This window comes from Chryseobacterium sediminis (assembly GCF_008386505.1).
Lineage (GTDB): Bacteria > Bacteroidota > Bacteroidia > Flavobacteriales > Weeksellaceae > Chryseobacterium > Chryseobacterium sediminis.
In genome coordinates this window covers 403,738-418,748 of the sequence record NZ_VUNZ01000003.1, presented here as the reverse complement: position 1 = coordinate 418,748, position 15,011 = coordinate 403,738, and the positions used below count along the sequence as shown (strand labels likewise).

Below are 15,011 nucleotides of genomic sequence, written 5' to 3'. Positions count from 1 at the left end.
ATTACAAATTTAGTTTTTTATTTAAGATAAGACGGCAGTTCCATTGGAACTTCCATTAATAATACTTCAGTGTCTTCCACAGCCTCGATATTAAAGCTCTGAGTATCCCAGATTCCTAATCCGTCTCTTTCATTCAGAACACGGTCTCCAATTTTTGCACTTCCTTTTAAAACAAATGCATAGACTCCGTTTCCTTTTTTGTTGAGCATATAATTTTTGCCGTTTCCTTTTGTAAAGTTAGCCAGATTGAACCATGCATCCTGATGAATCCAGACTCCTTCATCATTTTTATTAGGGGATAAAATCTGTTGGAATCCGTTAATCTTTTCTCCTTCTTTAATACTTTTCTGATCATATCTTGGTTCAACGTCCAATTCTCTCGGGAAAACCCAGATCTGTAGAAACTTTACCTCTTCATCTTTATTTTTGTTATATTCACTGTGCTTAACACCTGTTCCCGCACTCATCACCTGGATCTCTCCTTTTTTGATCACGGCTGTAGTTCCCATTGAATCTTTGTGTTCCAAATCTCCTTCCAGAGGAATGGATATAATTTCCATATCTCTGTGTGGATGTGTTCCGAAACCCATTCCCTGAGAGACGGTATCATCATTTAATACTCTCAGAACCCCAAAGTTTGTTCTGTCTCTGTTTTGATAGTTGGCAAAACTGAATGTATGGTAAGAATTTAACCATCCGTGGTTAGCATGGCCTCTTGAATCTGCTTTATGATATACTGTTTTCATTTCTGTGATTATTTATGGTACAAATGTACGGGATGTGGGTGTTTTAAAAGTTGATGTAGGGTAAGAAAGGAAATTTATGGGTCAAAAGAGTTGAAGATGCAGATAGGTTGGAAACGCTAAGATGCAAAGGTTTTTACATTCTATATGTTTTTAGAGCGCAAGGGTTTATCTCTCTTCGTTCTCCACTACCGAAGGACTTCCAAAATGTGTTTTCGGTGATTTTCACCCCAGTCTTTTAAAGATTCCACCACTGATGTTAATGTTTCTGCGTGAGCCGTAGGATAATATTCGATGCATACCGGATAGGTGTCTTTTACAATTCTTTCCAGTAAGCCATTTTGCTCAAGTTCTTTTAATTCTTTTGCTAATACTTTTGATGTGAGTTTTGGAATACTTCTTTCAATTTCAGTAAAACGTTTGTTTCCTGCATTTAATGAAATAATAATGAGTAATTTCCATTTTCCGCTAATCACATCAAGGGTATCTCTTACAGGTTTCAAAATCTGCAAGCATGTTTTATGATTGTCTTGTTTTTCCATTTTCACTTTCCTTTAGGTAACTGCTATACTTTGGAAAGTGAATTTACAATAATTTTGTCATCAGTAAAAACAAAAAATTTAAAAAAAATGACTACTATTTTAAATATCAAAACAAGCATCAATGGAGAGAATTCAGCAAGTAACAAGCTTTCCGAAGCTCTCATCAGCCAATTATTAAAGAACAATCCTGAAAGTAAAGTTTTGGTTCGTGACCTGGCATCAGATCCTATTCCTCATATGGAAACCAAACATTTTTTATCTTTTGAAATCCCTCATGAGGAAAGAAGTAATGAACAGAAAGAAGCTTCAAAATATTCTGATCAGGCTTTAAAAGAAATTGAAGAAGCGGATATTCTTGTTATTGGACTTCCTTTTTACAATTTCAGCTTTCCTTCCACTTTAAAATCCTGGATTGATCATATTTCTATTCCCGGAAAAACCTTCTCTTATGCAGATAGCACTCCAAAAGGACTTTTGAAAAACAAAAAAGTATACCTGAATATTGCCATTGGCGGGATATATGAAGATAAGACCATTATTAATCAGATGGAAGATTATTTAAGAACTTTATTTGCTTTTATAGGGATTACAGATATTCAAGTCTTCAGAAGTGAAGGAACTGTGTTTCCGGAAGTGAGAGATGAGAATTTATCACAAACCATTACTGACATTGAATCTGTTTTGGCTTCGTAAATGGTTTCCGCTAAAGCCAGCGGGATGTTTATTAATAGAGAAAGCGGGCTTTAGCCCGCTCCTATTGATATTTTGAATTTAAACGTATTCAATTTTCAGAAATGCACCTGTTTGATTTCTTCTTCAATTTCCTTAGGGGCTTCATCTTCAGATTTAACAAAAATCATGGTAACTACAGCTCCTATCAGCATACAAACACCTCCTACCACAACATAATCCATCGCTTGTTTTCCAAAAACACCACTTACAACCGGACCTCCAAATAACCCATTGATAATTTGCGGAATCACAATAAAGAAATTGAATATTCCCATATAAACTCCCATTTTTCTTTGTGGAATTACTTCAATAAGCATCGCATAAGGCATTGCCAGAATACTTGCCCAGGCGAAACCTAAGCCGATCATGGATATCCATAAATTATTGACATCTTTAATGAAATACATTGAAACAAGCCCCAAACCTCCGCACAGCAAAGCTAAAGCATGAGTCTGTTTTTTACCAATCAGTTTCGCTATTGGGGTCAATAGAAATGCAAACGGGATTGCCCAGAGATTGTACATTCCGAAAAGCTTCCCTGTTAAATCCCCTGCATCATTAAATGCCTTGGAATGGGTATCTTCCGGAGAAAGCCCAAAATGATGGGTTGCCAGCGCACTGGTAGTAAATACCCACATGGTAAATAATGCAAACCAGGAAAAGAACTGAACGATTCCCAGTTTTTTCATCTGTGGAGGAATGGCTGCAAAGTCTTTAAAAATATCCGAAAGCTTAGACTTGTGTTGTTCTACTTCTTTTCCGTCTTCAAAATCAGCGAATTCCTGCGGAGAATATTCTCTGGTTGTCAAGATGGTATACAGAATTGAGATAATGAGCAATCCTGCTCCTATATAAAAGGAGTAAATCACATTATCAGCCACAAATCCTGCCGGGGCTTCGTTGGAAATCCCCATTTTTGTTAACCAATCCGGTAGATAAGAGCCCAATACGGCTCCGATTCCAATCAGAATTGTCTGCACTGAAAACCCTATTGTTCCTTGATGTTTCGGGAGCATATCTCCTACCAAAGCTCTGAAAGGCTCCATCGCAATATTTACGGAAGCATCCATCATAGCAAGGAATATGACCGCTAATAAAAGAGCATTGGCAGCAAACATCTGAGTAACGGATGCTGCATTTGGAAGAAGTACCAGCCCTATAGCGCATAAAACGGCTCCAATTAAGAAGTAAGGTTTTCTCCTTCCCAACGGACTCCAGGTATTATCTCCCATATGCCCAATGATAGGCTGAACAATCAGTCCTGTAACAGGAGCCACCAGCCAGAACCATGATAATTCGTGAACATCAGCTCCTAAATTACCCAGAATACGGCTTGCATTTCCATTTTGTAGTCCGAACGCCATTTGAATTCCAAGGAATCCCATACTCATGTTAATAATCTGGAGCATGGATAAGTTTGGCTTTTTTCTTCTGCCAAATGGCCCCGAATTATATTTCCCCACCATTTCTGCCATTATGACTTCAGCTTTTGGATTAATGCATCTTCGATAGGGGCTTTTTCTACCACTACTTTATCTACCACCTCATTAGGAACGGTCACAGAAAGAACATATTGTTTTACCTTCCAGCTACCGTTGATTTTTTCTACTACTCCTGAACCTCTGCATATTTTCATTTGGGTATCCAATAGTTCATCAAACCACGCCAGTTTTCCATCTTTACTGAAGTAAATATTTCTTTTAAGAGCTTTAAAATTCCAGGTTTTCTTTTTGTCGAAATAAGGTTTTGCCCATACCATGAATTCGTTTTTGTTCCATATTTCGGTAGCATCTGTTCCAATGAAAGTGGATTCATCCGCAAAAAGGTTAAAATAGGCATTATAATCTGCTTTTGCAGCCGTTGCATTGAAAGTATCCAGCATAGTACTGATTTCAGATTTTTCTTTTTCAAATCTGGTTTTCGACTGAGCATTCAATAAAGAAAACCCCAGAATAAAAAGGATTAATGTATAAGCAGTCGTTAGTTTTTTCATATGTATTAATTATTTTTCAAGTTCAATGATGAATGGAGTTTTTGCAGGAATATTTATGCTGTTTTGTAATGAAATCTCTTTTCCCGAAATAACCTCTTTCCCTTTTGTAAATCCGTTAAGTGATTCAGCAAATCGTTTCAAGTCTAACGTCTGATCTTTTTCATTATTGTTGATGATGACCATTACACTTTCTTTTTCATTGTATCGGAAATATACAAAAACACCATCCTGAGGAACGAAGTTTTTAGTTTTTCCATTATGAATCAAATCTTTGCCTTTTCTCCAGTTTAATAATTTTTGAGTAAACCGGAAAAATTCTTGCTGTTCCTGAGTCTGAGCAGACGGGTTAAAGGCATTCTGAGCATCAGACTTCCAGCCTCCCGGAAAATCTCTTCGGATATCTGCATCACCTCCCTTTGTTTTATCTCCTCTCATTCCTATTTCTGATCCGTAATAGATCTGTGGAATTCCTCTTACCGTTGAGATCAGAGTAAGTCCTATTTTGTAAGCGGCAGGATTTGCGTTAAAAATCTCATTCCATCTTTCAGTATCATGATTTTCAAAGAAAACCAAAAGATTGTTGATATCCGGATAAAGGAAATCACTGGTGAAGGAGTCATAGATACGGATCATTCCTTTATCCCAGCCTTCTTTTTCTTTAAGAGCTTTGGGCATATTTTCAAACAACATAAAATCCATCACCGATGGTAAATTTGAATTGTACCCTTCTATAGCACCTATTTTTGAGTTTTTCTGCCATGCTGCGATTTGTGCTGTTGTATAAAGCCAGGTTTCTCCAACAATATTGAATTTCGGATATTCATCTGTAATGGCTTTGGCCCATTTTGCCATAGCTTCTTTATCGTTATAAGGATAAGTATCTACCCGAAATCCACCCAATTCTGCATACTCTATCCACCAGATTGCATTTTGAGTTAAATACTTCAGAACAAGTGGATTTTTCTGGTTAATGTCCGGCATAGTAGTATCAAACCATCCGTCCAGCGCATATTTTCTATCAATGTCAGAGGCATTGGTATCAAATTGTGTTGTCGTTTTATAATTGGAACGCTTAAATCCTTTTTCTCCCTCATCAAACCAATGTATCCAGTCTTTTGAAGGAAGATCTTTGATCATCCAGTGTGAACCTCCCCAATGATTGGTCACATAATCCATCACCAGCATCATATTTCGTTTATTCAGCTCTTTGGATAAAGTTTTATAATCCTCGTTTGTTCCGTAACGGCCATCAATTTTATACAGGTCTGTCTGGGCATATCCGTGATAAGAATACACTTTTTCATTGTCTTCATTTACCGGAGTGAGCCAGACTGCTGTAGCTCCCAGATTCTGAATATAGTCAAGGTGATTGATGATACCGGTGAGGTCTCCGCCATGTCTTCCGTTAGGCAGGGTGCGATCTATTTTTTCTGTAAGCTCCGGCCTTGAATCATTCTTTTCACTGCCATTGGCAAAGCGGTCCGGCATGATCAGATACATAACGTCTTTTGAAGTAAAAGATTCACGGTTGGCAGATCCTGGATTTCTTTGCTTCAGTTCATATGTATAGGAACTCAGGTTTTTATTACCTTTTTTAATAGTAATCGTAAACTTCGGAACGTTTATTTCATTCGTGTTCACGGTAATAAAAACGTAATTCGGATTATCAACTTTCCGGATGTCTTTGATCTGTATTCCGTCTGAAAGTGCAATCTCGTTGTAGGCAACGTCTTTTCCGTACACAAGAATCTGAAGTTCAGGGTTTTTCATTCCTTTCCACCAGAAAGCCGGCTCTATTCTTTCCAACACTTTTTGGGAAAAGGCGGCAGAAGCTATTGAAAGGGCTAATGCGGCAAATATTGTCTTCATATTAGTGTTCAATTTAGCATTTAATTTTTATATAGACATTCAAAATATAGTAGAATGTCTCTTTTTTTTCATCATGATTATGTAATTTTTCAAAATTTGGTACTCACTTTTTAACTTTTATAAAAAAAACTTAAAATTTTCATAAAAAATTCATCCTAAAAGTTAATTTATCCCCCTTTTTATCTTTAGTTTTACAGAAAAAATGTTTGATTTCAGTAGTATGTTTAAAGCTGAGGGGCCAGATGTTGTTTACACATGGACCATTCCTGTATTTGCTGTAATTATTTTTGCAGAAATGGCCTACAGCCACTTCAATAAAGAGAAAATTTATGAGACTAAAGATGTAGCAACCAATGTTCTTTTTGCTCTGCTCAACTACGGGTTAGACATCATAATGAAAGGGTTCTCTTTGTTTGTCATGATGTTTTTTTATCATCACCGTATCTTCGACTGGCAAGAGGGAATCTGGTATTGGATTGCTGTATTCCTTGCTCAGGATTTCGCTTATTATGTTCATCATTATGTAGATCATCACTCACGTGTCTTCTGGGCCGTACATATTACCCATCACAATTCTGATTATTTCAACATCAGCACAGGGTTCAGAAGTCCTGTATTTCAACCCCTTTACAGGTATTTGTTTTTTTCTCCGTTAGCTTTTATGGGATTTCATCCATGGCATATTCTGGTAGCGTATTCTGCAATACAGATTTATGGCACTTTTGTTCATACGCAATCTATTAAAAGCATGGGATTTTTAGAATATATTCTGGTTACTCCTTCTCATCACAGGGTACATCATGCCTGCAATATTAAATATCTGGACCGTAATATGGGAATGGGACTGATTATCTGGGATAAAATTTTTGGAACTTTTGAAAAAGAAGATCCTGAAGTTCCTGTGAAATATGGTGTATATCCAAAAATAAAGTCCAAAGATCCAGCAACGATGCTTTTCTATGAATGGAGAAGAATAGGAAAAGATATCAGACAGCCGGGGATTTCTTTCAAAGACCGCATAAAGTATCTTTTTTATTCACCGGGATGGAGACACGATGGTACCGGAAAAACGGTAAAGCAATACCAAAGGGAATACAAGCACAAGGAAAAGATAAAAAATGAAAGCTCATCTCTAAAGGAGCAATCACCCAACGCTGAATATCAATATTCACAACTGAACCAGCAGGCAGGGGACAAATAATTATAAAAAAAATACCCCGGACATCGAAAAGCCGATGAACGGGGTACCTTAGTGTTTCTTCAAATTATTTTACAGGTTTAATAGAAACTGCGAAACCACCGCTTCTTACCATTTTAAAATTAATTTTTGACTTAGCTGTAATCTCTTTCTTATAGATATTATAGCTTTGAGGATTATCAATATAATCAGCATCTTTTCCATCTTCATAGATCGTTGCTTCATATTTTTTTCCTTTATCAAGGAATGAAAAGTCTACTGTATACTCACGTTTGTTCTCATCGGTAATACCTCCTACAAACCAGTTTTCAGTACCTTTTGCTTTTCTTGCTGTAATCACATAATCTCCCGGTTCTGCAGATAAGATCTTTGTATCATCCCAATCTGCTGCTACATCCTTGATAAACTGGAATGCATCCATATGCTTTTTGTAGTTCTCAGGAAGATCTGCTGCCATCTGAAGCGGCATATACATTGTTACATAAAGAGCTAATTGTTTTACCAGAGTAGTTTTTACGAAACGGTTATCTCCAGGGAAATAATAGTCTAACTTAGTCTGGAAAATTCCAGGTGTGTAGTCCATAGAACCTCCCATCCATCTTGTAAACGGAAGAACCGTCTGGTGGTCAGGCTTATTTCCTCCGAATGCTTCATATTCCGTTCCACGTGCTGCTTCTGCAGAAATGTAGTTCGGGTAAGTGCGGCTCTCTCCTGTAGGACGTACAGATTCGTGAGAGTTAACCATGATTTTATAATCGTTTGCTTTTTCAGCAATTCTATAGAAGTGGTTAATCGTCCATTGAGAGTAATGGTGTTCTCCTCTAGGAATAATATCTCCTACATATCCGGTTTTCACAGCATCATAGCCATATTTGTTCATCGTTTGGAAAGCTTTATCAGCCCATCTTTCGTAGTTCGTTGCAGAACCAGAAGTTTCGTGGTGCATGATCAGTTTAATTCCTTTTGAATGTGCATATTCATTCAACATTTTGATATCAAAATCCGGGTAAGGGGTAATGAAATCAAAAACGAATTCTTTAGAGTGTCCGAACCAGTCTTCCCAACCGATGTTCCAACCTTCAATTAATAACCCCTGGAAACCGTTTTCCGCCGCAAAGTCAATATATTCTTTAACTTTGGTATTGTTTGCAGCATGTTTTCCGTTTGGAGTTAATTTGGCAAAATCAGTTTTACCTAAGTGTACATTTTCAGCTGTAGAATAGGCCCATTGTGATTTCCCGATGATCATTTCCCACCAGACTCCCATGTATTTTGTAGGGTGAATGTAAGAGGTATCGGTATATTTTGTAGGCTCATTAAGGTTAAAGATCATTTTAGAATCCATTACCTGCTCTGCTTTCGGAGCTACGATAATTGTTCTCCATGGGGTTACTGAAGGAGTCTGAATGTATCCTTTCGCTCCTTGCCTGTCAGCTGTTAAGTGCGTTTTGAACTTATAATTCTGCGCATCTACTTCCAGATGTGAAGCCGGATAATCTAATACAGCAGCTTCAGCAACGTTGATATACAATGGCTCTTTTCCTTCTCTTTTAAGCATTAAAGGAGACTGAACTGCATTTTTCACCAATGACTGTGATGCATTCGCATCAAATGCTTTATCCCATTTTGCCGGAATTTCAGAAACTTTGGTCTCCTGATACTGGTATTCCTGAGAGTCATAATCTGCAACCATCCACCATGCCTTCATATCGGTAGGGAAATCAATTTCAGAGTCTTCTTCTCTTATAACGAAATAATTCAGATTTTTTTGCTGAGGGAATTCATATCGGAATCCTAATCCATCATTAAACAATCTGAATTTTACCACAATACTTCTGTCCGTAGAAGCCTGATTCAGGGTAACTGCCAGTTCGTTGTAATGATTGATATAATTTTTCTTTTCTCCTAAAACCGGCTGCCAGGTTTCATTTTTGGAGTCTCTTTTTTCATCTGTTTTTGCAAAACCGTTGTTTAGATCGTATTTTGCATCTTCTGATTTGGCTATTTCAGAAGCAAATTTTATGGCTGTGTCTTTAAATAATCGCAATCCCAATTTAGAATCTTCTACTACTACTGCACCATTGAACTTCAGGTTATAGTAAGGTACTCCTTCTTTCAGCTGAAAGTTCATTTCAAACTTCCCGTCCGGAGATTTTAAAGATTGGGCTTTCACACCTGTAAACATCATTGAGAGCAAAAGCGCTCCAACTGTAATTTTCTTCATAATGACTATTTATTAACTTAAAAAATAGATAAAGTGCTGCTATAAACAGCACTTTGTTTTATTCTAGTTTGATTTACAATTTAGTAATGGTTAACTTGTAATATGCTGAATTGTGTAAATCCAGTTCAATTTTGTAGTTCCCTGCCTGTGAAACTTTATATGCAGGGTCTCCTGTTACCGTATTCTCTGCACTAAAATAAGATTGAACAGCAGTTCCGGAAACCAAAGTCTGATCTGCATCTTTTGGCTGGAATTTCATTGCCCAATCATCATTGGCTCTGAATTTAAATACTCCGGTATTAGACAATGCAATTGAATTGATGACATAAGTTTTAGTTGCAGGATTATACACGAAATCTGTATCTGAATTCCATCCTGTAGGAGTTGCATCTCCGATAATACCAAAGTTTGCTAACACCGCAGAATAAGTGTTTGCAGCCCAGTCCACTTTCATATAAAAAGTTCCGGCTGCTGATGGTACTATATCTGATCCATCGGCTTTTAGTTTTCCTGTATTGGTTCCATCATCTCCTTTATTTCCCGGCCAATCCTGATTGATTGCAAATTTGTATTTCCCGTTATCACCTGAAGCATCTTTGATGAAAATAAATCCTCTGTATTTATCATTTTTCTCAGGAGAAAACAAATTCGGTGAATTGGCAGGAGTCCAGTTTGCGTAGCCTGCTGCTCCTGCATATGCTCCCGGCACATTGATTTTAGGATATACCAAATCAGGGTTTGGAGTATATGGAGTTACCTTAATTGCAATTACATTAGAGTAAAAAGTTGCCGGTCCTACAGAAGTTTTCAATCTTACCTCAATGTCATTTACAACATCCGGTACAGCTCCAATAGAAAACATTGCTGCATTCATTGCTGCATGAGTAATTGCTCCCGAGGTCATATCATTGGAAAAGTCGATAGCAGCACTTTTTTTGAAACCATCCCCTTTAATTCCAAATTCTACTTTCTGATTAGGAACTACAGCAATATTAAATGTCGGCTTTGTCCATGTAAAAGTGATTACAGCATCATTGGCATTAAGCTCATTAAGAACTATTGCACTTTTATCAGCAGAAATTTTACCTGCAGATGTTTCATTAACAACTGCCTGATCCTCGTCTTTTTCACAGGAAAAAACTAAAAGTCCTGTAAAAACCAAGGCTAGTATTTTGAATAAATTTTTCATTTTAAACAGGATTTTAAATTAATATCCAGGATTTTGAACCAAATTTGAGTTAGCAATAATATCTTTTGCAGGGATAGGATAAAGATTTCTGTAGTCTTCTACACTTTTTCCGTCTTTAACACCTCCTTTCCATGGCCACAAATATGCTCCAGTAGTAAATTTACCATAACGGATAAGATCTGTTCTTCTGGTCATTTCCCAGCCCAGTTCTCTTCCTCTCTCGTCTAATATATAGTCAGTATTAATTGACGCTACTGTTCCGGCACCAGCACGCGTTCTCAAGGCATTTACATAGCCTAGCGCTGTTGCAGCATTTCCGCCACTTCCACCTCTTAAAGTAGCCTCAGCATACATCAGATAAATATCTGCTAACCTAAAGATTGGAATATCTGTATCGCAGAAGTTTCCTGATGCATCAGATCCTGGCTTTCCATCACTTGTTAAGTTTTTATATTTAACAAATGCATAACCGTCTGTAAAGACTCCCAAATCATTAATTTCAAGATTTTGGCCATCTGTATAAAAACTCCTTCTTTGGTCAGATGTTGATCCTGAAAATAAATTTACATAAGCTTTTGTAGTTCTTAAACCACCCCAGCCACCACTGATACCAAAACTAGAACCAGGCATACTTCCTCCTACTCCGGCATGGATAAGATAGGTTGTACCTCCTGATGTTTGGATATGAACTCCGTCGAATGCAACAGGAAGTATGACCTCAGGGTTATTTTTGTCATTATCTGCAAGGAATAAGTCTGCATATTTTGTTTTCAGAGAGTATCCTGCCTGTATTACTTTGTTACAATATGTAATACAATCTGTATAATGGTTAGATCCGTTATATATCTGTGAATTAAGATAAAGACGGGCCAATAAAGACCAAGCCGCAGCTTTATCTACTCTTCCATAGGCATTCGCTTTTGGATCTTTAAGATCTCCTGCCACTGCCATCAATTCACTTTCAAGAAAATTAAAAAGTTCTGTACGGCTGATCCTTTTAGGTGGATTTACTGAACCTGGCAAATAGCTTTCATCCACGAATGGTACATTCCCAAATAAATCCAAAGCGTAATAATAAGATAAGGCACGCAGATATCTTACTTCCGCTCTCATATATTTAGCTTCAGTTAAATTAGTTCCGGTAATATTGTTTGATGCTAACTTTTCATCAGTTACATTTCTTAAAAATTCGTTACTGGTAGCAATTTGCGTGAAAATTCTGTAATATGCACCTTCAACAAATTCATTGGAAGAATCCCAGGTCATTTTATGGATTGTCTGCAAATTACCATCATTCCAAGCGATTACAGCTTCATCTGTAGGCAATGTTTGTAATGTATAGAGTACTCTTGTATATTGTGAAAAGTTTCCATCAATTCCGTTGATATCAGAGTTTCCTCCATTCGCACTTTGCCCTCCGTTTGCAAAACCTCCGTATATTTTTGCTAAAGCCATAGGATAATTTGCAAAGTCATTAAAAACACTCGCTGATGTTACATCTGTAATAGGCTGTTGTTCTAAATCATTCACACAAGATGTTGCAGTAAGAATACTTAATAAAGCCGCAACAGCAATTATATTTGTTTTAATATTTTTCATTTCTCTTAAAATTGAAAGTTAAACCCTAAAGAATATACTTTTGGCATTTGATAATATCCATTGTCAATGTTTCCAAAAACTTCAGGATCTATCCCCGAATATTTGGTAATCACAAACACATTTTGCAGCATTGCATATACTCTAACATTACTACCTTTATAGAAAACATCTTTAAAATTATATCCGGCATTGATATTATCTAATCTAAAGAATGAAGCATTTTCTACAAAAAGGTCAGAGAAATACTGAGGGCTTGAAAATCTATAATCTGCTGCTGTAGAATATGTATTCTGCAGATAATTATTGGTGGTTAATGATTGAATAGAACTATTGGAAGCAGCATTATTATACACATAATTTCCTAATACAGCTCTTGCACTTAAACCAATATCCCAATTATTATGTGAAAACTTGGTATTAAATCCTATAATAGCATCAGGCTGTGTAGACTTATAATAATATCTGTCATTAACATCAATTTTACCATCTCCGTTTCTATCTAAATATACCCCATCCAAAGGTTTTCCATTAGCATCATAAACCTGTTGGAATACATAGAATGCATTAGGCTGACGACCTACGGTGTGAGCCTGAATTGTGTTATTAACACCTCCTTCAATACCACCTACCAAAATTCTATAAGTATCGTCCGCTCCGTTAATCAGTTTGGTAATTTTTGATTTGTAGTGTGTAGCATTAAAGGATACTTCCCATGTAGTGTTCTCTCTTTTTATCGGAATAAATGTAATAGCAGCTTCAATACCCTTTGTCTGCATATTCCCTACATTCAATAAGTTATGATTACTTAAATCTCCTGCTGCAATGGGTGAATCTACTATCAGATCTTTTGTATCTTTCTGGTACACGTCAATGGAACCTGTGATTCTATTTTTTGCAAAGCCAAAATCGATACCAGCGTTTTTCGTTGTTGTAATTTCCCAGCCCAGATTAGGGTTGTAGATCTCCGGTCTCATCATAAAGAAGAACTGATCTCCAAACTGATATTCAGCTCCGCTGGAACTTAAATTATAAGCAGCATAAGATGGGTAGTTTCTCGGTTTATTGGTATCCAGTGCAGGAAGTTCCTGTTGTCCTGTTTTCCCCCAGCCAGCTCTTAATTTTAAAGTATTAATACCAGTATCTTTCAGGAAGTTTTCTTCATTAATTTTCCAGGCAACGGATACTCCAGGGAAATTCCCCCAAACATTACTTTTTGTACCATTATAAAATCTTGAAGATCCATCTCTTCTGATTGAAGCAGAAAGGATATACTTATTAGCTATTGTAAAGATTCCTCTTCCATAGAATGACAGAAGTACATTTTTGGTTTCAAAGTCATTGGTAAAGGTATTCTGTCCTCTTCCCTTAAGAGTAGTAGAACCAGGAATAATTGTATGAAAATCCTGATATGCATAACCTGCTGTAAGATCAACTGTAGTAGAAATAGAAGTAATTGTTTTTAAATAATTTAAATATGTTTCCAACAATTTATTCTTTTTCTCCATCGTATATTGGTTATAGGTTCCCAAATCAACGATACCAGCTCTATAAATAGGACTTACAGTTTTTGCTCCGTTACTCTTAGAATAATCATATCCTGCGTTAACATTTACATGCAGATCAGGCAGGAAGTGTAGTTTATAATCCAATTGAATGTTTCCTAAACCTCTCCAAACAGAAGACACGTCATGCACCCCATTCAAAAGACCTAATGGATTGGATGTACCATTTACATTAAGCCCGGTAACATTATTATTAGGATCTGTCCATTCATAAAATCCTCCATAATTTGGATTTCCTGAATATACAGGCTGAGTCGGATCAAAATAAGTAGCAGCCTTAATTACTCCTCCATCAACAAATCTATTGTCTGTAAAAGTACCTTTTGCATTAACATTTACGGTAAGGTGATTATCAAAAAACTTAGGATTTAAATTTAGCCCCACCGATGTTCTTCTGAATGAGTTTGTTTTTACAATACCATTCTGATCATTATATCCAAGTGATAAACGGTATGGTAACCATTTAACTCCTCCTGAGAAGGCAAGGTTATTATCTGTTCCCCATGCTTTCTGATAAATCTGATCCTGCCAATTGGTATTAGCATTGCCCAGTCTTGATGCATTGGTTGCAACAGCAGCATTTGTTTTTGCCAAATCATTCACAAATGATCTATACTGGTCAGCATTCAGAACGTCTACATTATCCATTTTTGTTGAAACAGAGGTAAGTGTTGAAAAATTCACTTTAAATTTACCTGCAGTTCCTTTCTTTGTAGTAATTAAAATTACCCCGTTTGAAGCTCTGTTACCATAAATAGCTGTAGCTGAAGCATCTTTTAGAATATCAAAACTCTCTATATCATTTGGATTAATAAGTGATAGAGGGTCTGATGCTCCATTTACTCCGGAAAAATCCTGTGGTACACCATCAATAACTATTAATGGTGAGTTTTCACCGTTTAAGGAAGATGTTCCTCTAATTCTTATTTTAGTTCCGGAGCCAGGTGCTCCACTACTATTTGTAATCTGAACTCCTGGAGTTTTCCCTTGGATTAGTTGCCCGGCAGAAGTTGCTCCTCCGTTGAAGTCTTTGGCCGTGACCGAAGTTATAGAACCGGTAAGATCAGATTTCTTCTGCTTTCCATACCCGATTAATACAACTTCCTCAATTTTCTTCTCCTGAGGAACAGAGTCTTTTTTCTGCGCGTGCATTATTGTACTGGCCAATAAAAAAGCAGGTGCAATTTTCAATACTGTTGTAAAATTATTCACAATCATATTTTTTTATAGTTTCGTTTTTTAAGTCTCGTTTTGGCCTTAAGCCAGACTCGCAATTTAAAAAAAAATTAGAATTATTGTAATTTTAATATAATTTAAGTTAAAATTATGTATATTACGAAACGCATTTTAGTTAGTTTTT

The 15,011-nt window shown here is 36.6% G+C and carries 11 protein-coding genes; 2 read left to right on the top strand and 9 right to left on the bottom strand.

Annotated features, from left to right (window positions below):
- Positions 1–17: 17 nt before the first annotated feature.
- Together FW780_RS17185 and FW780_RS17180 are read right to left on the bottom strand one after the other, a co-directional pair.
- The gene (locus tag FW780_RS17185) at positions 18–746 is read right to left on the bottom strand and encodes a pirin family protein (RefSeq protein WP_149834893.1); all 729 of its coding nucleotides are present in this window, start codon (positions 744–746) and stop codon (positions 18–20) included.
- Between the two features lie 185 nt (positions 747–931).
- Entirely contained in the window at positions 932–1,285 is a 354-nt protein-coding gene (locus tag FW780_RS17180; RefSeq protein WP_149834892.1) for a winged helix-turn-helix transcriptional regulator, read from the bottom strand.
- Positions 1,286–1,372: 87 nt separating this feature from the next.
- On the opposite strand from FW780_RS17180, the gene FW780_RS17175 reads away from it, so the two are divergent.
- On the top strand, positions 1,373–1,978 hold the full coding sequence (locus tag FW780_RS17175; protein WP_167510740.1) for an FMN-dependent NADH-azoreductase: 606 nt from the start codon (positions 1,373–1,375) through the stop codon (positions 1,976–1,978).
- A gap of 95 nt (positions 1,979–2,073) precedes the next feature.
- Here the strand turns inward: FW780_RS17175 and FW780_RS17170 are convergent, their stop codons facing one another.
- The 3 genes from FW780_RS17170 to FW780_RS17160 are packed head-to-tail and all read right to left on the bottom strand — an operon-like array spanning position 2,074 to position 5,879.
- Positions 2,074–3,492, bottom strand: a complete 1,419-nt coding sequence (locus FW780_RS17170) for an MFS transporter (protein WP_149834890.1) — start codon at positions 3,490–3,492, stop codon at positions 2,074–2,076.
- Positions 3,492–4,010: a nuclear transport factor 2 family protein gene (locus FW780_RS17165; protein WP_149834889.1), complete on the bottom strand. Its 519-nt coding sequence runs from the start codon at positions 4,008–4,010 to the stop codon at positions 3,492–3,494. The genes FW780_RS17170 and FW780_RS17165 overlap by 1 nt, the downstream gene beginning before the upstream one ends.
- A 9-nt stretch (positions 4,011–4,019) precedes the next feature.
- Entirely contained in the window at positions 4,020–5,879 is a 1,860-nt protein-coding gene (locus tag FW780_RS17160; protein WP_149834888.1) for a glycoside hydrolase family 13 protein, read from the bottom strand.
- A gap of 202 nt (positions 5,880–6,081) precedes the next feature.
- Between FW780_RS17160 and FW780_RS17155 the strand changes: the two genes are divergently transcribed.
- Complete coding sequence (locus FW780_RS17155; protein WP_149834887.1) at positions 6,082–7,080, top strand: sterol desaturase family protein; 999 nt, start codon at positions 6,082–6,084, stop codon at positions 7,078–7,080.
- Between the two features lie 64 nt (positions 7,081–7,144).
- Here the strand turns inward: FW780_RS17155 and FW780_RS17150 are convergent, their stop codons facing one another.
- The 4 genes from FW780_RS17150 to FW780_RS17135 all read right to left on the bottom strand — a co-directional run bounded on the left by FW780_RS17150 (position 7,145) and on the right by FW780_RS17135 (position 14,863).
- Entirely contained in the window at positions 7,145–9,301 is a 2,157-nt protein-coding gene (locus FW780_RS17150) for a glycoside hydrolase family 97 protein (RefSeq protein ID WP_149834886.1), read from the bottom strand.
- Between the two features lie 73 nt (positions 9,302–9,374).
- Positions 9,375–10,490: a SusE domain-containing protein gene (locus FW780_RS17145; RefSeq protein ID WP_149834885.1), complete on the bottom strand. Its 1,116-nt coding sequence runs from the start codon at positions 10,488–10,490 to the stop codon at positions 9,375–9,377.
- A gap of 18 nt (positions 10,491–10,508) precedes the next feature.
- Positions 10,509–12,089 carry a RagB/SusD family nutrient uptake outer membrane protein gene (locus tag FW780_RS17140; protein WP_149834884.1) on the bottom strand — a complete coding sequence of 527 codons (1,581 nt, stop codon included), beginning with the start codon at positions 12,087–12,089 and terminating at the stop codon, positions 10,509–10,511.
- Between the two features lie 5 nt (positions 12,090–12,094).
- Complete coding sequence (locus tag FW780_RS17135; protein ID WP_149834883.1) at positions 12,095–14,863, bottom strand: SusC/RagA family TonB-linked outer membrane protein; 2,769 nt, start codon at positions 14,861–14,863, stop codon at positions 12,095–12,097.
- Between the last annotated feature and the right edge of the window lie 148 nt (positions 14,864–15,011).